The 19,573-nt window shown below is 64.6% G+C and carries 15 protein-coding genes and 1 pseudogene; 5 read left to right on the top strand and 11 right to left on the bottom strand.

Annotated elements, in window-relative coordinates:
* The first annotated feature begins 1 nt into the window (after nt 1).
* A pseudogene (locus tag B4383_RS05780) lies at nt 2-1,167 on the top strand (hypothetical protein).
* 77 nt (nt 1,168-1,244) lie between these two features.
* A complete protein-coding gene (locus B4383_RS05775; RefSeq protein WP_078289891.1) occupies nt 1,245-1,616 on the top strand; it encodes a WhiB family transcriptional regulator in 372 nt (123 codons plus the stop codon).
* Here B4383_RS05775 and B4383_RS05770 read toward each other — a convergent pair.
* From B4383_RS05770 to B4383_RS05750, 5 genes are all read right to left on the bottom strand, one after another.
* Complete coding sequence (locus B4383_RS05770) at nt 1,606-3,552, bottom strand: YhgE/Pip domain-containing protein (protein ID WP_078289894.1); 1,947 nt, start codon at nt 3,550-3,552, stop codon at nt 1,606-1,608. The genes B4383_RS05775 and B4383_RS05770 overlap by 11 nt on opposite strands.
* Before the next feature lie 2 nt (nt 3,553-3,554).
* On the bottom strand, nt 3,555-4,295 hold the full coding sequence (locus B4383_RS05765) for a hypothetical protein (protein ID WP_078289896.1): 741 nt from the start codon (nt 4,293-4,295) through the stop codon (nt 3,555-3,557).
* 91 nt (nt 4,296-4,386) lie between these two features.
* On the bottom strand, nt 4,387-5,061 hold the full coding sequence (locus tag B4383_RS05760) for a nitroreductase family protein (RefSeq protein ID WP_078289898.1): 675 nt from the start codon (nt 5,059-5,061) through the stop codon (nt 4,387-4,389).
* 13 nt (nt 5,062-5,074) lie between these two features.
* Nucleotides 5,075-5,443, bottom strand: coding sequence for an ATPase (locus B4383_RS05755; protein WP_286144044.1), 369 nt, complete (start codon nt 5,441-5,443; stop codon nt 5,075-5,077).
* A 26-nt stretch (nt 5,444-5,469) separates the two neighbouring features.
* Entirely contained in the window at nt 5,470-6,315 is an 846-nt protein-coding gene (locus tag B4383_RS05750; protein WP_078289901.1) for a patatin-like phospholipase family protein, read from the bottom strand.
* Between the two features lie 155 nt (nt 6,316-6,470).
* On the opposite strand from B4383_RS05750, the gene B4383_RS05745 reads away from it, so the two are divergent.
* Together B4383_RS05745 and B4383_RS05740 are read left to right on the top strand one after the other, a co-directional pair.
* Nucleotides 6,471-7,526, top strand: coding sequence for an NAD(P)-dependent oxidoreductase (locus B4383_RS05745; protein WP_286144043.1), 1,056 nt, complete (start codon nt 6,471-6,473; stop codon nt 7,524-7,526).
* Between the two features lie 21 nt (nt 7,527-7,547).
* Nucleotides 7,548-8,171: an MBL fold metallo-hydrolase gene (locus B4383_RS05740; protein WP_078289903.1), complete on the top strand. Its 624-nt coding sequence runs from the start codon at nt 7,548-7,550 to the stop codon at nt 8,169-8,171.
* Here the strand turns inward: B4383_RS05740 and B4383_RS05735 are convergent.
* Nucleotides 8,168-9,127, bottom strand: coding sequence for a DJ-1/PfpI family protein (locus B4383_RS05735; RefSeq protein ID WP_078290002.1), 960 nt, complete (start codon nt 9,125-9,127; stop codon nt 8,168-8,170). The genes B4383_RS05740 and B4383_RS05735 overlap by 4 nt on opposite strands.
* A 136-nt stretch (nt 9,128-9,263) precedes the next feature.
* Between B4383_RS05735 and B4383_RS05730 the strand changes: the two genes are divergently transcribed.
* On the top strand, nt 9,264-9,899 hold the full coding sequence (locus B4383_RS05730) for an HD domain-containing protein (RefSeq protein ID WP_078289905.1): 636 nt from the start codon (nt 9,264-9,266) through the stop codon (nt 9,897-9,899).
* 10 nt (nt 9,900-9,909) lie between these two features.
* Here B4383_RS05730 and B4383_RS05725 read toward each other — a convergent pair whose 3' ends face one another.
* The 5 genes from B4383_RS05725 to poxB form a co-directional block, all read right to left on the bottom strand.
* Nucleotides 9,910-11,247, bottom strand: coding sequence for an HNH endonuclease signature motif containing protein (locus tag B4383_RS05725; protein ID WP_078289908.1), 1,338 nt, complete (start codon nt 11,245-11,247; stop codon nt 9,910-9,912).
* Nucleotides 11,248-11,339: 92 nt separating this feature from the next.
* A complete protein-coding gene (locus B4383_RS05720; RefSeq protein WP_078289910.1) occupies nt 11,340-13,283 on the bottom strand; it encodes a thiamine pyrophosphate-binding protein in 1,944 nt (647 codons plus the stop codon).
* A complete protein-coding gene (locus tag B4383_RS05715; protein ID WP_078290003.1) occupies nt 13,280-14,908 on the bottom strand; it encodes a glutamate synthase-related protein in 1,629 nt (542 codons plus the stop codon). The genes B4383_RS05720 and B4383_RS05715 overlap by 4 nt, the downstream gene beginning before the upstream one ends.
* Before the next feature lie 68 nt (nt 14,909-14,976).
* The gene (locus tag B4383_RS05710; RefSeq protein ID WP_078289912.1) at nt 14,977-17,769 is read right to left on the bottom strand and encodes an AAA family ATPase; all 2,793 of its coding nucleotides are present in this window, start codon (nt 17,767-17,769) and stop codon (nt 14,977-14,979) included.
* 49 nt (nt 17,770-17,818) lie between these two features.
* Complete coding sequence (gene poxB / locus B4383_RS05705; protein ID WP_078289914.1) at nt 17,819-19,558, bottom strand: ubiquinone-dependent pyruvate dehydrogenase; 1,740 nt, start codon at nt 19,556-19,558, stop codon at nt 17,819-17,821.
* Nucleotides 19,559-19,573 lie beyond the last annotated feature (15 nt).

Below are 19,573 nucleotides of genomic sequence, written 5' to 3'. Positions count from 1 at the left end.
CGTGTCTGATCTGTGTGCGCCGACCTTCGCCGATCTGGCGGCGCGGCTGGGCTTCTCATGCGACACCGCAGGCGGGATCGCCGCCTTCCGCAGTCCGTTCTCACTGCAGAATTGGACGCTGCCGGTCCTGGAGCTGACCGTGATCGCAGGGGCGGTGCTGGCATTGGTGTACGCGATCATCCGGCTGCGCCGCCACAACGATCCGACGAACATCGTCGTGTGGTTCGGGGCGATCGCCTATCTGTTGATCATCGAACCGCCGCTGTATTTTCCCGGGCCGTTCGGCATCAGCGAGCATGTCGATACGATGTTCGCGCACAACGTCTTTACCGTAGATTTCCTGTGGGGTCGGCTACCCCTGTACATCATCGCGATCTACCCGATGATGGCCACGGTGGCCTTCGAGATCGTGCGGACATTGGGGGTCTTCCGCCGCCACGGGGTTCTGATCGGAGCAGCGTGCGTCGGCGTGATCCACCATGTGTTCTATGAGATCTTCGACCACCTCGGGCCGCAATTGCGTTGGTGGGAATGGAGTCTGGACAATCCACTGAACAAGCCGTTCTTCGACTCGGTGCCGATGGGCAGTGTGGTCGTCTTCGCCGCGCTGTGGCCGATGTCCCTGGCGTTCTGTGCGCAGCTATTTGTCGGCCGCCACGTGGACGAAGGAAAATCCTTCACCGGTGGTCAGATCATATGGCGCACTGTGGTTATCGGCGTGCTGGCCTCGATCGGTACCGCAGTCCTGCCGATGCCTGCCACCATCGCGGGTGCGATATCGGGCAGTACCGCTGTGGTCGGCGTCGTGTACGCCCTGGAGCTGATAGCCCTGGTGGCGGTGACGGTACCGGTGCTGATCAAACAGTGGCTCGATGTCCGGCGCACTGGTGTGGACGGTTACACCACGCGTCCGGCGATCCTGATATATGCCGGCGTCTACCTTGCGGTCATGGCAGTGCTGTGGGTGACCGCGCTGCCTGGCTACTTTGGGGCGGCGAATGGTGTGACCACTGCAGGCGATCCGATCGGCAGTCTCTGGTACGCCGTGATTTGTCTCGGCGTCGCAGCGGCGAGCACAATCGCCGCCTGGACTGTTGCCGCACCCGTCCGCCGAGGCGACGTGCTCAGCGGACGCGCACCCTAGCGATTGGCACGGGCGAATCCTAGAGCCAGTCGGGTCAATTCAGTGGCGCGCATTATCCAAAGTGGCTATCGCGTAACGCCGGCATTCGGATCCAGACTCAGTGGATGCGGATGGCATCGACGCGCCCGAACGTTTGTGGGTGGTCCGGAGCAAGGCCGTGACACGACCAAAGTTTCGCGGCGTGGAACCGGCGCTGGATGAACTGGAGTGGCAGGTCAAAGCGGTCTGTCGCGGAATGTCGACGGATATCTTCTACTACGCCGAAACTCAGCGTGGAGCGTTGCGGAAGCAATACGAGGTGCAGGCAAAACGGATCTGCAACGAGTGTCCGGTACGAGTGCCGTGCGCGGCCCATGCCATAAGAACCGATGAACCACACGGCGTTTGGGGCGCGATGACGACGCGCGAGCGCCGGGTGGCTATGACGCGGTCGTGGCGCAAGGCCGCCGCAGCGGATCAGGCTACATCTTGATCGACGGCAGCAGCCTCGTCAGATTCCAGAGCTGATTACGCCGGGCCGACAAGCTGGTGATCAGGAGCCCACCCAACGCGATGCAGAGCAGCGTGACCACCGCCTGCCACAGTCTGCCGTCAATACCGCCCAGGATCAGCTGACGCAACCCGTCGACGCCGTACGTCATCGGGTCGTATTTGTGCAGAACCTGGAAGGGTCTCGAGGTGGTCTCCACCGGATACATGCCACCGGCACTGACCAGCTGCAACATCAGTAGCGCCATGAGCAGTACGCGCCCTACGGCCGGACCCACCAGCGCGTTGATGGCCTGGGTCGCGGCGACGAATGCGAACGAGATCAGCACCATGAAGCCGAGCATCGCGACCGGGTGCGCGGCATGCATCCCGAGGGCGAATCGCACCACGCAGTACAGGATGATCGCCTGGAAGATCCCGATGGTGGCGGCGGGCAGATAGCTGGAGAGGGCCACCCGGATGGGGAGAACCTCTGCGGCGATTGCACGATTCTGCAAGGGGCGCAATATCATCCATAGCACCAAGGCCCCGAAGAACAATGCCAGTGTGACGAAGAACGGCGCCATTCCGGTACCGAAGTTGGGCGCGGCGTTCTCGTGCGAGGTCTCCAGATGCACCGGGACGCCGATGGTGTCGGCGATGGCGTCCTTCTGTTGAGCACTCCAGTTGGGCACTTGCTTGGCCCCGTCGGAGAGCTTGGTCGCCAGTTCCGCCGAGCCGGAGCGCAGCTGCGAGGTACCGGACTTCAGTTGTTGTGCGCCGTCGTCCATGTGAGCGATACCGCTGGCCAATTGCGCGTTGCCGGCCGCCAGCTGCTGTGCGCCGTTCCGCATCTGGGTGAGCTTGTTGGTGAGTTCCTGTCCCTTGCCGCCAACTTGATCGAGTGCCGACTTCAGCGGACTGCCAGGCCCCCGCAACGTCTCGGTCATCGCGATCGACGCGTTCTCCGCGTCGGTCAGCTGCTGGCGAACCTGGGGTGTGAACTGATGTTCGCGTAGCTGATCCTGGATTCCGCGCAGCGTGTTCGCCGCCGGATCTTGGCGTCCCGCCAGCTGATCGATCACAGCGGTCAGCGCGTTGGCGGCGTTGTCCTGGGCCTTGGCGATGCCGTCGATCTGATCGTTGGCTTGCCGGAGCGCGTCAGTGCCCTGCTGAAGTTTGTCGGTGCTGCCGCCGATGTTGGCGACCGCCTTGCTGACGGTTAGCAGAGGGTCGGTGGCCTGGTTGATGCCATCGGAGAGCTGCTTGGCGCCGGTGGCCAGTTGCGCAGATCCGGGCCGGGCGGTGTGCAGTCCGTTGGCGAGCTGCCCCGCACCGTCGTCGACCTTAGCCGCGCCGTCTGCGAGTTCCTGAGCGCCATCAGCGGCCTGCTGGATGCCCGCACCGGAGGAAACCACCACGGACAGAACCTGATTGACGGCTTGACCGGAGATACGGGTCGAGACCGCATTGAGCACCTGATCGATGGCGGTGCGGCCGATGCTCGAGGAGATGTAGTTATTGGCGTCGTTGTAGACGGCGACCAGATTGGCCTGCTTCGGCTGACCGGTGAGCGGCGAGGCGATGGCCTCACTGAAATCCGGGGGTAGCTCCAGCATGAAGTAGTACGTGCCGTGGTCAACCCCGCTGCGCGCCTCATCGAGACTGAGAACATGCCAGTCCATGCTGCCGTCGGCGGTGAGGCTCTTGGAGATTTCCTCGCCGATGTTCACGTGCTGGCCGGAGACGGTGGCGCCCTTGTCGGCGTTGACGAGTGCCACGGGCATCTTGTTGACGTGGCCGAAGGGGTCCCAGTACGCCCACAGATACAGCGCGCCGTACACCAGCGGCAGCAGCATGAGGACGACGATCGCGGCGCGGGTCATTCGGCTGCGGCCGAAACGCTTTATTTCTGAACCGTATGCGAGTCCAGCGAGCATGGTTAGTCCCTCCCGGTGAGGATGCGGTGATCGTGCAAGTCGTGGACGGGTGCATCGTTGCCCAGGGGGTTGGTCACCCCGACAACGACGGTGCGGTTCTCGGCGATCAAACCGAGCCGCTCGACGGCCGTGGCGCGGCGCGAGTTGTCACGGACCTGCTCCAGGTCACCGACAACCAGAATGGGCCGGTCCGAGAGCAGCGCCAGCGTGATGCGTAAGAGGAACAGGTCGAGATCGGACAGTTCGACGATGAACGTGCTCGCGGATGGCGGCGGGAGTTCACCGAACACCTCGGCCAATGTGTCGCGGCCGGTATCGACGGGGACCCGCGAGAACCACGGTGCCAGCCAGCGGACCTGCTCGGCGAGAACGGTCTGGACCGTCACAGTCTCTTCCAGCTCGTCGATATCAGCGAAGGCGGCGATGGCGCAGTGCCGGCGGATCGCACGCGGATCGCTGTCGCCCATCACGGTGACGGTGCCGTGGCTGGGCTTGAGCCGTCCGGCCAGCGCCAGCAGCAGCGTGTGCTGCCCGGGTCCGCCGGGCATCTGGATGGCGTGAAACCCCGAGGTGAGTTCCAGGTCGATGCCGGAGAAAAGCGGTCCGTGTTCGCCGTCCACCCCCAGCCCGGTCGCAGTGATCAGCGCCGGAGCAGTCTCCTGGCGAGCGTCGTCTCCGGGCTCCTCGGGTATGGCGGTATCCGGTTCGTCCGGTGTGGTGTCCGGTTCGTCCTGTGCGTTCACGGGCGGCTCGTTTCAGATCGCAGACTGGCACGTCCATTCGATCAAACGTCGTCGTGAGTGACGCCCACGGGTTCCCCCCGGGGCGCAAACCTCAGTCGGTTCCGGGGAGGTAGGGGTCCCCGTCGAAGCGTTCGCGAGTGACGAACTCGTCGACGGTATTGCGTCGTAGCTTCCTCAACTGCTTTGCGGGCTTGCCGATGGGTAGGACGGCGGCCACCGCATATGTATTGGGAATGCCCAGCAGCTCACGTACTTTCGGCTCCTGCGCCACGGCCATGGTGGTCAGGGTGCCACCGAAGCCCTCCGCTCGGGCAGCCAGCAGGATGTTCCACACCAGCGGATAGATCGACGCTCCGCTGATGACGCCGATGCGATCCAGCCCCTGATCCGTTGCCGCGACCAGTCTCAGGTCCACGCACACGACCAGCACCACCGACGCGGTGCGCAGTGGTGCGAAAACAGACTCGGGAACCGTGGTCGCGGCGATGGTTTCCGGGGCAACGTGGGTGGGGCCGACCGGATTCCACGGTGACTCACCGGCCGCGATTTGTGCGAAGTAGCGGCGCGCACCCGGCGCCGTCGCCTCGATCAGACCCGCACGCGTAGAGGGTTCCCTGATCACGATGATGTGACCGGCCTGCCGATTGCCTCCGCTGGGCGCGAATCGGGCGTTATCGAGAATGCGGTCTAACACGTTGTCAGGCAGCGGTTCCCCGGTGAACTCACGTGCCGCGAACGTGGTGCGCATGACGTCGTAGAGCTCCATGGAGTCACTCTAGTCAGCTCCCGGGGCGAGCCAACCGTCGCTTGATCTCGTTCTGGAAAGACACCAGGACGCTGCGTACCGCTGACTCGGTGACGGTGACCGGTGTGAGTACCGACTCGGCGAGCCCGACGATCCGCTCGATGCGCGTCATGACGTTCTCCATTCGCTCGACGACGATCATCATGCGGGGCGTGAGCTCGCCGATGACGCCAAGCGTGTCGTTCATGTCGATGAGAACAGCGGACATGTCGGTCAGCACGGTGTCGAGTTGCTCGACGGTGACATCCGCGTTGAGCGCGGCGCGGGCCAGCTTCTGAATCCGCTCGCGTCCAGTACGGGAGGCAGCCGGGCTGCCCTTCTCGGGGGTGTCGTCGAGCACCACGCGGCAAGTATTACAGCTTGGTCCGCTTAGTCGTGGTGATGTTCCAGCAGATCCGCCTGATTGATCTTGAACGGCGGCATGAGCAGCCATCTGAGGGTCTGTTGACGTGCGCGGGCGATGAGTTCACCCGAATGCGAGAAGTCGATCGGTGAGATACGGACCGGACAGAGTGGCGGCACCACCCGCAGCGCGACGGTCCGCTCGAAGCGGGCGACGTCTACGGCCAGGCGTTGGTTGATGGCCAGTGTGGTGGCGTGCAGCGCCATGGCCAGCGCCCCTTTCGGAGCTTCGCGAAGAGCGCAGGCGTATCCGGTGGGCAGCACCCAGATCTCGTCAGCACCCAACGAAACGGCATGGGAGAGTGGGGTGTTGTTCACCACGCCACCATCGATGAAGACCCGTCCATCGATGGTTACCGGTGGCAGCACGGCTGGCACCGCGGCGCTGGCAGCGATCGCATCGATCGGATCGCCGCTAGACAGCAGAACGTCCTTGCCGGTGAGCACGTCGGTCGCCACGACGTGCAGCGGAATGGGAGCGTCTTCAAGCTTGCGAAACTCCAAGTGTTCCTTCAAGAGACGACGCAGACCCGAATCAGAAACCAGGCTGCGCCGACGACCGACGAAGCCGAGGAACCCGGTGTACAGATTGGTGGGGAAGACGTCGCTACGGGAGAGCGACCGCCAGAGGTCAGCGAGCGCGTTCATGCCGTCCATGTCGGATCGTGCGGCCAGCCAACCGCCGTTCAGCGCACCTACCGACGTTCCGACGATCAGGTCGGGGACGATGCCCGCCTCGGTCAAGGCCAGCAGCATGCCGACTTGGATCGACCCGAGGCTGGCGCCACCGGACAACACAAACGCCGTTGTCATAGCGCAACACTAGCGATCTGCCGGAGCACGAGGCCGCCACCTAACCATTCTGGACAGGTGTCTGGTTTTCGGTAATAGTGGATGAAGTCCGATCGGTACACGGCCCCGGCTACAGGCAGTTCAGTACCTGGACACTTGTCTATGTGGAGGGTGATGTGACAAGCGATCGTGTTCTGGTGACCGGAGCGTTCGGCCTGGTGGGGGCCGCTGTGGTGGATGCCCTCGCGGCGCGGGGTTGTGCGGTCGTCGCGACGGACCTGCACACCCCGGCGAACCTTCAGAGTGCCCAGCGTGTTCCGGCCGGGGTCGAGGTGCGGTGGGCGGACCTCACGTCCGCCGCCGAGGTCGCCTCGCTGGTCGAGTCCACAGCGCCCGGCGCGATTGTGCACCTGGCGGCGCTGATCCCACCGTTCTGCTACACGAATCGGAGGGTGGCACAGGCGGTCAACGTCGACGCGACGAGTTTCCTGCTGTCGGCGGCCGCGAACCTGGCGTCACCGCCGCGGTTCGTCCTGGCCTCCAGCGTTGCCGTGTATGGGGCCCGGAATCCCCATCGTGACAAGGGATTACTCACAGCGGACACACCGGTCAACCCCAGTGACCTCTACGGCGCCCATAAGGTCGCGGCGGAGAATCTGGTGCGGTCTTCGGGCCTGGACTGGGTGGTTCTCCGTCTTGGCGGGGTACTGACGGCGGCTCCTCGCTGGAGTATCGACCCCAATCTGCTGCGATTCGAGGCGGTGCTTCCCACGGACGGCCGGATCCAGACCGTCGATGTGCGCGACATCGCGCACGCCTTTTGTGCCGCGATATCGACGAGCCACGTGCGCGAGGTCTTCCTGATCGGTGGCGACAGTTCTCATCGCACCACCCAGTCGGCCGTGGCGTCGGAAACGGCCGCCGCCATGGGGCTCGCCGGCGGCATTCCGGCCGGACGTCTGGGCGATCCCGACGAGGATCGCAGCTGGTTCGTCACCGATTGGATGGACACGGAGCGTTCCCAGCAGGTTCTGGGCTTCCAGCGACACTCACTACCTGCGATGCACGCCGAGACCAGTGCCGCGGTGGGGTGGAGGCGTGGGCCGATACGGCTGGCAGCGCCCATCGTGCGTGCCGTACTCAAAACCCAGTCGCCGTACCGCGGGATGGGCGGACAATTCGCCGATCCGTGGCGCGCGATCGAACGGTGCTGGGGTGATCCGCGATACTGAGATGATGCGAAAGGTCGATGGATGAGCGGAATTGAACGGGTCGTCACTCGCGGAACCTTCGAGCTCGACGGCGGAAGCTGGGAAGTCGACAACAACATCTGGATCGTCGGTGACGGCGATGATGTGGTGGTCTTCGACGCCGCTCATTCGGCGGAACGGATCATCGACGCGGTCGCCGGACGCAACGTTGTCGCGGTGGTGTGCACCCACGGCCACAACGACCACATCACCGTCGCCCCGGAGCTGAGCCACGCCCTTGACGCCCCGGTGCTGCTGCATCCGGCCGATGACATGTTATGGCGAATGACGCACCCGGACAAAGAGTTCCGTGACATCGAAGACGATATGGTAGTGCCGGTCGCCGGCCTGGAACTGCACGCTCTGCACACACCGGGCCATTCCCCGGGCTCGGTGTGCTGGTACGCGCCTGAACTGCGAGCGGTGTTCTCGGGAGACACCTTGTTCCAGGGCGGACCGGGTGCCACCGGGCGGTCGTTCTCCGATTTCCCGACAATTCTGCAGTCCATTTCGGGACGACTCGGCCCGCTTCCCGCGGACACAGTGGTTTACACCGGTCACGGCGATACGACCACCATGGGCGATGAGATCGTGCACTACGACGATTGGGTGGCGCGCGGCCACTAGCGCGCCGCGGTATGGAAGCGGTCCCGGTAGGACTTCGGTGAGACTCCCAACTCACTGACGAACACCCGCCGCAGCGTCTCGGCGCTCCCGAAGCCCGCGATTCGAGCCGCCTGCGCAACGGTGTTTCCCGCATCGAGGGCGCCACGGGCCGCATCGATTCGGACGAGTTCCACGTATCTGGCTGGCGTAGTGCCCAATTCGGTATGAAAGAGCCGTGTGAGCTGGCGGGTGCTCAGCGCCGCTCGTGCGGCCAGCTTCTGGACACTGTGATCGTCGGCGGGGTCGGCGGCGATCGCATCGGTTGCCGGACGCAGCGCCGAGCCCGCGGGTGGCGCCGACTCCACGAAGACCGAGAACTGAGACTGTCCGCCCGCGCGCTTGAGATAGACGACCAGCGACCGGGCCACCTCGCGCACAATGTCGGCTCCGTAGTCATCCTCGACGAGCGCCAGCGCCAAGTCGATCCCCGCAGACACCCCGGCCGAGGTGAAAACGTTTGCGTCCCTGACGAAGATCGCATCGGGCTCGACGGTGATGTTCGGGAATGCGCGTTGCAGCAGGCCAGTGTGGCGCCAATGTGTGGTGGCGCGACGATGGTCGAGCACGCCCGCCTGGGCCAGCAGGAAGGCACCTGTACAGATGGATGCGATGCGCCGGCAGCGTGCGGGTATGCGGGCCAGCGCGTCCACAAGTGCTGGGTCCAGCGGGCGCCCGATCAACACGTCGCCGCCCGCCACGAGCACGGTATCCGTGGACTCGATGGAGTCGATCGTCCCGGTCACCGAAAATGGCGAGCCGATGGATGTCGCCACGTCCTTGCCGTCCACCGAAGCCACCATCAACCGGTAGTTTGCACCGAATCGGTTGGCCTCGGCGAACACCTCGGCGGGCCCGGCCAGATCGAGCAGCTTCATACCGTCGAACACGACGATAGTGATGAGCCGTGCGTCGGACATGACCTCAGGATCGCAGATGCGCACCCGCCCACGTGTCCGGATCTGTGGGATCGACGACTGCTCTGCACCTCTCGCCGGCGAGCTATGTGGCCAGAGACTCGTAGCTGACCGAGTTCCACCAGACAAAGGACATGCCATGACCGAGATTGCCGGAGTCGAGATCCCCGACACGCCACTGGCGCGCGAGATCACGGAGTACATCCGCGACACCGAGGACGACCTGTTATTTCACCACTCTCGCCGGGTCTATCTGTTCGGTGCGTTGCAGGGTCAGCGTCTCGGCGTGAAACCCGATCTGGAGCTGCTGTACGCCGGTGCGATGTTCCATGACATCGGCCTCACCGAGGGTTTCCGGGACTCACAGCTGCGATTCGAGGTCGACGGTGCCAATGCCGCCCGCGACTTTCTGACCGAACGCGGAGTAAGCGCGGAGGACGCCCAGAATGTGTGGCTCGCGATCGCGCTGCACACCACGCCCGGGGTCACTGAGTTCCTCAGCCCGGAGGTGGCTTTGGTAACCGCTGGGGTGGAAACCGATGTGGTTGGCATTGAGCGGGATGCGTTGTCTGCCAAAGATTTGGACGCCGTGACGGCGGTGCACCCGCGGCCCGATTTCAAGAACAGGATTCTGAACGCCTTCTTCGAGGGCAATCGGCACCGGCCGCGCAGCACGTTCGGCAACATGAACGCCGACGTGCTCGCGTGTTTCGACCCGTCATTCGTGCGGGACGATCTGGTGGAGTTGATCCGGGCGAACAGCTGGCCGGAGTAGCCCACGGCGCCTAGAAGGGTGGCGGGTCGTGGGCGGCGAGTGCGGCCAGGGCCGCTTCGCGTCGTAATCGTTGTTGGAGGTTGAGGCTTCGTTCCGAATGGCGCCGACGGTCGCGTTCCTGTTTTCGGGTGCGCTGGCGGGTAAGGGTGGGGAAGATGAACCAGCTGGCGGGAGTGGTGACATAGGTGTGCCCCGTCGGCGCCTTCCACAGCACGGTGCCGTCGGGTTCTTGGATCTCGGTCCAGCCGCCGAAGGTCTTCAGCAGATGATGCTTGCGGCACAACGCCTTCAGATTGGCGCCGGTGGTGGGACCACCCGCCGCCCACGGCACGGTGTGGTCGGTATCCGTCCGGTCGGCTGCTGCCTCGCAGCCTGGGAATCGGCACAGCTGGTCGCGGGATCGCACGAACGCCACAAGCCCGCTGGAGGGACGGTATCCGGTGCTGTGGGAGTCAGTGAGCGCGCGAGTGCAGGCGCCGGCGGCCGCGGCGCGGGCCTGCTCGGCGACGAGCACCCCGAAGCCAGGGACATGGGCAGGTACATCGTCCTGACCGTTGAGGGTGGATTGATTGACGACCACGTTGACGACGACCGCGATATCGGGGACATTGCGTCCAGTGCAGTCGGGACGTCCGCAGGTGCAACGCATCTGATCAAGACCGCGTGTCAACGCGCCGACCGCGTCGGCACGGCGCTGGGCCTTGGTGCGTGGATCTGCCGGGCACACGGTGTTGGCCAAGAAATCGAGACGCTTGTCCAGGGCCACGGCGTGCGTGGCCTGCAGGGTGCCCCAGATTTCGGCGACCGGCTCGCCGTTACCTAGCGGGCGGATTTCTATATGGCGGCCCTCGCTCGCGGATCTGTTGCGCCGCACGGCGTCCTGATCGAAGCGAAGCACCAACGCATCGAGTGCAGCGGTGATGCGCTTGTGGGACCAGCGTGCCCAGCGCGGCAGGGCCTCGACGATGGCCGTGTCCACCTGCGTCACCACCGCGTCGTTCTCGACGAGTTCGGTGCGGTTGACGATGAGCGCGACAGTCCGAAAGTCAAGGTCGCCGGCGGCGAAGCGTTCAGCGACTGCTCGGAGACGGTGCCGCAGAACCTGGGCGTAACGCATCTGGCTGGACGCCAAGGCCTGGGTAATGCCCTGAGCCGCCGCAATTTCGGCGGCAACCCTGTCCCAACGATCTAATGGGTGACGATCACGCTCGTCTGGCTTGTCGAGGTCAGCGTGCCGGTCGACAAGCACGCCGATCGCGCCCAGTCGCCGGGCGCACGCCTGCGCCTCGGCGCGCTGTGCCGACGTGATCACATCGATCAGATCTGCGTCGGGCAATGAATCGAACACGTGTTTGAGTCTAGTGGAATCCGCTGTGCCGCACTGTGCACTGGACCGTTGTTGTGGATAAAACAAGGATTGTGGATAACCCAGGAGGGCCTCTAGTGCGACCGTGGGTCCGTCAGGATCTCAACCAGGGCAGGCCCAGGATGGCCGAGCGCCTCGGTGATCGCCGAATTCAGCTCGGCCGCATCGCTAACGCGCCTGCCATACGCTCCACAGTCGCGAGCGAACTCCGCGAAAGACGGATTGTGCAGCGAGGTTTGCCACACGGCGTATTCGGAGCTGCGTTGTTCCTCGCTGATCTTGGCCAGCTCGCCGTTGTTGAGCAGGATATGGGTGATGTTCATGTCGTACTTCACGGCAGTGGTGAAGTCGGCGAGGTATTGGCCGAAGCCGCCGTCACCGGTCACCGCGACGATGGGCCGATCCGGGGCCGCTGCCCAGGCGCCCATGGCGGCGGGAAAACCGAAGCCGATAGAGCCGAGGTATCCCGACATGAGCACCGCCTGTGCGGTGGGCTCGAAGTAGCGGCCGAACGAGTACGCGTGATTGCCCACATCGACTGTCAGTACCGCATTTTCGGGCACCAAACCGTTGAGCGCATGGAAGACGGCGGCAGCAGGTACCCGTCCATGGGCGGGGGCGGCGGCCCGGCGAACCTTTTCCGTGCGCCATACCGACCAGCGTTGCGCCAGCTCGGGGCGTTGGTCGACTAGCGACGGGTTTGTCCGGAGCCCATCGGACAGGGCCGCGGCCGTCACACCAACGTCACCGAGCACGGGTGCCGTGACCGGCCGAAAGCGGCCGAGCGCCAGTGGGTCGGTGTCGACCTGAATGGTCGGCTTGTAGGGCGAGATACCAGTGTGATTCGAGAACGATGCGCCGAATACCAAGAGCAGATCGGTCTTGTTCATCATCCAGGACGCAACCGGCGTACCCGAGCGGCCGAGCACCCCGCCGGCGAGCGGATGACGGTCGGAGACCTGCCCCTTGGCCTTGAAGGTGGTGAGGATCGGGGCGCTCAGCCGCTCGGCCAGCGCGGTGATGGCTGCCATATCGAATTTCGCACCGGCGCCAACCACGATCACTGGGCGCGTGGCCGATTCGATGAGGCGCAGCGCCGCGTCGAGCGCCGCCGTCGGTGGGCCCACCCGCAGATCCGGCATGCGGCCCTGCGGCCCGGCAGCCGGTTTGTCGGGCGCGGGGAGCACCTGAACCTCGTCGGGGAGCACGAGATGGCCGACACCGCGCTCCAAGATGGCGTGCTTGAGCGCCATGGTCATCAGCTCGGCGTGGTCGGAGCCCGCCCGCACCATTGCCGAATATACGGATACGTCGGCGAAGGCCGCCAGCAGATCGATGTCCTGGAAGGCGCCCTTACCGGCCACCGATGAATCCACGTTGCCCGAGATGGCGAGCACTGGTGCGCGATCGGCCTTCGCGTCGTACAGCCCCGTCAACAGATTCGTCGAACCTGGGCCGGCGATACCGAAACACGCGGCGGGGCGTCCGGTCAGCTTCCCGTAAGCCGAGGCGGCGAAGGCTGCCGCGCCCTCGTGCCTGATGCCGAAGTACCGCAATTTGCCGTCGCCTTCGGCCCGGTGCATCGCCTCGGCGACACCGAGATTCGAGTGTCCGACCATGCCGAAGACCGTGTCCACACCCCAGTTGGTCATGGTCTCAATCAGCACGTCGCTGACCGTGCGGACATGAGGAGCCGGCGGCGGAGTGCCCACGTACACGCCGTCCTCGCGCACGTCCACGGGATAGGCCAGCACATCGAAGTCCGGTCCACCGGCTGCCTCGCCGGTGAACGGGTCGAAGTCGAATCCATGCCAGGGACAACGAATCTTGTCGTTCTCCAAGGTGCCCTGGCCCAGCGGACCGCCCTGGTGGGGGCAGCGGTTGTCGATGGCACCGAAACGGCCGTGCAGTTTGGTCAAGGCCACGGACTTCAGGCCCACCGGGCAGACCGTCACCTCGCCCTCAACCAACGCATCCTGATCAGCCGCCTTGTGCCAGAACAGTTCCTGTTTGCTCACAGTGGTATCGCTCCTGCGTAGGGGACTGCGCTGAGGTATGCGAAGTCGCGGTCGAATGTGACGAGATCGTCGAGCTCCAGGTCGGCGAGACGGCGATGATCGCACGCCCTGGCCAGTATCGTCATCAGCTCGACGGTGGACTGCAGGAATCGCCGCAATCGCACGGCGGCAAGGTCGATGGGCAGACGATCACGCAGCGCTGGATTCTGGGTGGCGATGCCGACAGGGCAGGTGTTGGTGTTGCAGGCGCGCATGCCGACACAGCCGATGGCTTGCAGTGCGGCGTTGGACAAGCCGATGGCGTCGGCGCCCAGCGCCAGCGCCTTGACCATGTCGGCCGGGGTGCGGATGCCGCCGGTCACCGCCAATGTCACCTCCCGCGCACCGGAGCGATCGAGATGTCTACGCGCGCGGGCCAGAGCCGGAATGGTCGGTACCGAGATGTTGTCGCGGAAGAGAATTGGTGCAGCGCCGGTACCACCTCCGCGACCGTCGAGAATGATGTAGTCGACGCCGATGGTGAGCGCCGCGTCGATATCGTGTTCGATGTGCTGTGCGCTCATCTTGTAGCCGACCGGGATTCCCCCCGATAACTCACGCACCTCGTTCGCGAAGTCGCGGAACTGGTCCAGGGATGTCCAATCGGGGAAGCGAGCCGGTGAGATCGCGGGAGTGCCCGGTGCGAGACCACGGACCTCGGCGATCTTCCCGACGACCTTGTTACCGGGCAGATGCCCGCCGGTGCCGGTCTTGGCACCCTGGCCGCCCTTGAAATGAAAGGCCTGCACCTTCTTGACGTGCTCGAAGCTCCATCCGAATCTGGCCGAGGCCAGCTCGTAGAAGTATCGCGAATTGTGTTGCTGTTCTTCGGGGAGCATGCCTCCTTCACCCGAGCAGATGCCCGTTCCGGCGAGATCGGCGCCTGCGGCCAGCGCGATCTTGGCCTCTTGCGAGAGAGCCCCGAAGCTCATATCACTGACAAACAGGGGGATGTCGAGGGTCAGTGGGCGCCGTGCGCCCGGACCGATCACAGTTCGGGTGTCGACGAGTTCGTCGTCCAGCAGGGGCAGACGAGCCAGCTGGCCGGTCACCAGCTGAATCGAATCCCACGAGGGCAGCTTGTCTCGCGGTACCCCCATCGCCGCCATCGCCCCGTGATGCCCGACCCTGTCGAGCCCGTGCGCGGCGAGCTCGTGGATCTGGGTGACGAAGGGTTCCTCCGCGGTATCAGAGGGTTTGATCCACGCGCCCTGATAGCCGTCGTCCTCGTACGACACCGGATGTACCTTCGCGAATGCCGACACAGCCGATTCATCGACGTACACAGTGCCGTTGGAGACCCAGGCGGGAAATTTCGTCAGTGCGACCGAAGGATTGACCGGTGAGATACCGCTGTCCACCTCGTAACGCCAGCCGTGGACCCCGCAGACCAGGAGGTCACCTTCGAGGTGGCCGTCGGCCATCAGGGCACCGCGGTGTGCGCAGCGCCCGTACAGCGCCGAAACATCCTCGTCCTGACGGATCAGAACGATGTCGACGCCGCTCACTCGGGTGGCGTAGGGCGCCCCCTCGGGGAGTGCCGACAACTCTGCCACCTGCAGTGCCGCCGTGGGCAGGGTAGTCATGAGTGAACTATGCGTCACCAGCGACATACGCGCATCAGTCACATGACTGGCGCGGCACGCGGGTCCAGCTACGTGATCAGGTCGCGCAGCTCGTGCCGTCGGCTGATCCCAAGCTTGGGGTAAACGTGATACAGGTGAGAAGCGATGGTACGAGGCGAGAGATTGAGCTGATCGCCGATCTGGCGGTTGGTCATGCCGGACGCAGCGAGCCTGACAATCTGCTGCTCTTGCGCGGTCAGCGATCCGAAGCCCGCCGTGGTCCGGGCAGATTTCGAGACGACGCCCGCGGCGCGCAGTTCAGCACGGGCGAGTGCCGCCAGTGCCTCGGCGCCATGGCGCTCGAAAACGGTCAGAGCTGTCGTTAGGAGTGGACGTGCCTCAGCGGGACGGCGCGCCCGGCGCAGCCACTCTCCGTAGTGCAGCCGGGCGCGAGCGCCTTCGATCGGCCACTGATCTCCGGTGGAATCGTCTACCGCGAGCCGAAAGTAGTTCTCCGCATTTGCGGTCGAGGACACCAGCGCCATAGCCTGATGATGTAGGAGCCGGATCCGCGTGGGTGACTCGGAGCCTAGTTGCGCTCCGATGGCGTCGATCAACGGCCGAACTTCCTCGGTACGGCCGCTGCGCGCCGCCGCCCAGGCCAATTCGGCCACCCCGCGGTGCGATACGACGAAGTGCATGGGCGTCCCGTCGGAATGAAACTGTGCGCGCAAATGCTGATACGCGCCGTCGAAGTCGTTGTGGAGGGTCGCCGTCCACCCCCGTACGCGCGCCAGCGCCGCGCGAGTCGCTCCTGACTTCGTGCCCAACGAGGACATGTCGATATCTCGCAACGTCGCTGTCGCTGCAGTGACGTCACCTCGATACGCGAGTAGCTGCGCACGACACACAGCTGTCTCGCTGCGCAGCAGTGCAAGATCGTGGAGCTCATACAGGTCCGCGGTAGAGGCAAGGAGTTCGTCGAGTTGACTCCAGCGGCCTGTGTCCAGGAGTGCCCAGGCGAGGGGGGCTAGCGCATAGGTGAAGCCGCGCATGCCTCCACTGCCTTTGAGTGATTCCACCGCCTCTGAGAGATGGCGAACGGCGAGGTCGGAGTCGTCGGTGGCGGCAGCCATCAGGCCCACGACGAGATGCCGAAAGGGCTCCAGGATCGGCGCCTGCGGCGTGAGCCAGCATCGGTCGAAGTATGTCGGCCTGAGGTGTCCGGCAGAGGCGGTGTCGGCGTACATACCGATGTAGGTGCGCTGCAGGGTGGTAGCACCCTCCGGGAACGTGAAGAATTCGGCTTCCGTCTCCTCCTGCTCGGTGTCGTCGAAGGGCAGGCGGGGAAGCCACTTCTGGAGCGCTTCGCGGTGCGCGATATCCCCGGAGTAGTACGAGGCCGAGGCGCCTAGATGAGCCAGCGTGAGGGCCAGTCGACCCTCCGGAGGTGTTGCTCCCTCCATGCAGCGGCGAACCAATTCGAAGGCCTCGGTCGCCTGTGCTGACTGCAGCCGGATGGAACCGCGGGTGAGGGAGGCGTAACCGAGGATATCGGGTTGATTGGTTAACTGAGACGCCTTGTCGCAGAGGACTAGTGCCCAAGCGGTATCGCCGCCGAAGTTCGCGGCGGCCGCTGCCCGGGCGTACCGGCGCGCACCGTCGTCAGCTAGTGGACTCAACTCTGCGGCACGCTGCAGCGCACGTGTGACCTCCAGGTAGCCTCCACGCTCCTGGGCCAGCTGCGCAGACTGCTCCAGTGCGGATGCGATGGCCTCATCTGGCCCGCCCGCTGCTGCAGCCAGATGCCAGGCACGGCAAGCATTGTCGAGTAACCGGGATCGGCCGAAGGCGAGATGAGCATCGCGTTGTTCGGTCAGGGTTGAGTCGGTATAGGCGAGAGTCCGAAGCAGCGGATGGCAGAACTTGATCAACCTATCCGGGGTGATACTCACCAGCCCTGCTTTTTCGGCATCGTTCCAGACGGATACGTCGGAACCGTAGCCGGCGACGTCGGTGACGATGTCAACGGTTTCGTATCGCGAACCAGAGGCACTGTATAACAACAGTTTTCGGGTGATCGCGTCGAGCGCCGCCAGCTCTATGGAGAAGATGGAATGCGCACCGCGGTATCCGGCCATGTTGTTTCCGCGGAACACCGTGGCGCCGGAAAGACCGTAGAAGCGTGCCCCCTCAATCAGCGCCAGCGGATTTCCGTCCGCCCATCGGATGATCTCACCGCGAACGCCACGCTCGGGGGTCGGCGCCAGTGTGTCGAGGAGGTCACTCGCCTCACGATCGCTCAGAGCCGGCACGTCGATGACGGAGATGACGGAGTCGAGGCCCGGGAGACCATCGCGGTGTCGAGCAGTCATGATGACCGACACCGGAGTGTGGATGAGCCTGCGGGACAAGGAGGTCAGCACTTCACGTGAATCGCGGTCGAGAAGGTCGACATCATCGAGCGCGAGGAGGAGCGGGCGGTCACGGGCGACGGATTTCAGTAGCGCAACGAGCGCATGCCGGATGACGGCAGGACCGCGCGGTGAGGGTGTGCTATTGATCCCCAGAATGTCGTTGAGGGTGTCCCGCAGCAGCCTGGGCAGCGCGTTGACGTGCTCGTTCAAAGGGCAGATGAGCTCGGCCAGGGACGTAAAGGCATGCAGTAGATCGGGCTGGCTCCCGGCGGCGAACAGCACCTGGACTCCGGCGCTCACGGCAGCCGTGGTGGCATCCCTGAGCAGTGCTGACTTCCCAATCCCGGCCTCTCCGAGCAGGAGCAATACGTTGGGCGGGTTGTCCGTCGTGGTCGCGACGCGTCTGACCACGTCGCGTAGGTTGTCGCGACCGACGAACGAAGGAGGGAAAGGAGGAGCGGTCATGGCGTTTGCGATGGTAGCGCCAGGACCGCCGGGCAGCGGTGGTTGAGACTTACCGGCGGCGCAGGCGCGCGCCGAGGTTCGTCTTGGCCAGGTCGATGAGCTCGTCGCCGCGCCCCGACAGCAGCGTCCTCGTCGCCCACAAGGAGAAGCCTGCCACCTGTGCGGCGGTGATGGTCGGTGGGATCGAGAGCTCCTGGCGGGCGGTGACTACCTCGACGAGGGCCGGGCCGTCGTGACTGAAGGCCTCCGACAGCGCCGCATCGAGCTGATCGGGGCGTTCCACGCGGACGCCGTGAATCCCGAGTGCCCTTGCGACGTCGGCAAAGACCGGGTTGTCCAGGGCGGTCCCGTAGTTGACGATCCCGGCGGCCTTCATTTCCAGCTCCACGAAGCTGAGCGGGCCATTGTTGAACACCACCATCTTGATGGGCAGCTGCGACTGGGTGAGCGTGATGAGATCTCCCAGCATCATCGCCAGCCCGCCGTCACCGGAGAGGGTGACGATCTGGCGGCCTCGGTGTGATGCCTGAGCCCCGATTCCCTGGGGAACGGCGTTGGCCATGCTGCCGTGGTTGAACGAACCGAGCAGGCGCCGTCGGCCATTCATGGACAGGTAGCGCGCGGCCCAGATGACGGGTGTGCCAACATCGGCGATGAAGACCGCGTCCTCGTCTGCCAGCTCGTCGATTCTGCGTGCGACAAGTTCCGGTCGCACGGGCATCTGATTGCGATCGTCCGCGGCCAACCGGTCGAGCTGAGCACGCGTGCGCGTGTAGTTTTCTCTCGCGCGCTCTAGGTGCTTGCCATCGGAATGCGGAAGGAGTGTCGAATTTAGCTGTTGCAAAGTGTCTTTCACCGACCCGACGAGTGGGACATCCACCCGGACACGACGGCCGATATGTTCACCGCGGATATCGACCTGAACGACGGTGGCCTTCGGCGGATAGAACTGTCGATACGGGAAATCCGTCCCGAGCATCAGCAGAACCTTGGTGTCCTCGAGTGCGTCGTACCCGGAACGAAATCCCAACAGGCCCGTCATACCGACGTCGAACGGGTTGTCGTACTCGACGAATTCCTTGCCGCGCAACGTGTGCACGATCGGTGCCTGGAGAATACGAGCAGCTTCCAGCAGCTCGGCATGCGCGCCCTCACAGCCGGCCCCGGCGAGGATGGTGACCGCGTTGGATCCGTTCAGCACGCGTACGGCTCGCTCTAGGGACACTGGGTCTGGCAGGCGGGTCCCGATGCCCGCGACGATCGGCCCGGAGGGCGGCGCCACATCTGTCTTGGCGCTGAGGATGTCTCCTGGGATTGTCAGGACGGCCACCCCTCTCTGGTCCAGCGCCGCGCGGATGGCGGTGTCCAAGACGTACGGCAGCTGTTCGACGCTGCTCACCAGCTCGCTGTACACGCTGCATTCGGCGAACAGATTCTGCGGATGGGTTTCCTGGAAGTAGCCGCTGCCGATTTCGGCGCTGGGGATGTGCGAGGCGATCGCGAGGACGGGGACTCGACTGCGGTGGGCATCAAAGAGACCGTTGATGAGATGCAGATTGCCCGGGCCGCAGCTGGCAGCACACACCGCGAGGGTGCCCGTCAGCGCCGCCTCCGCCCCCGCGGCGAATGCCGCCGCCTCCTCGTGGCGCACATGGACCCACTCCACGGTGCCGTCGCGGCGCAGAGCCTCGGTAAAGCCATTCAACGAGTCGCCGGGCAGGCCGTAAATGCGTTGAACACCGGCGGCTTTCACGGTATCGACGATGAGTTGCGAGACGGTACGGGCCATGCTGCCCTCCAAGGG

Origin of the sequence: Mycobacterium sp. D16R24 (assembly GCF_002013385.1) — a bacterium.
Classification (GTDB): Bacteria; Actinomycetota; Actinomycetes; order Mycobacteriales; family Mycobacteriaceae; genus Mycobacterium.
The sequence above is the reverse complement of the archived record's forward strand: the minus strand, read 5'-3'. Positions and strand labels throughout refer to the sequence as shown.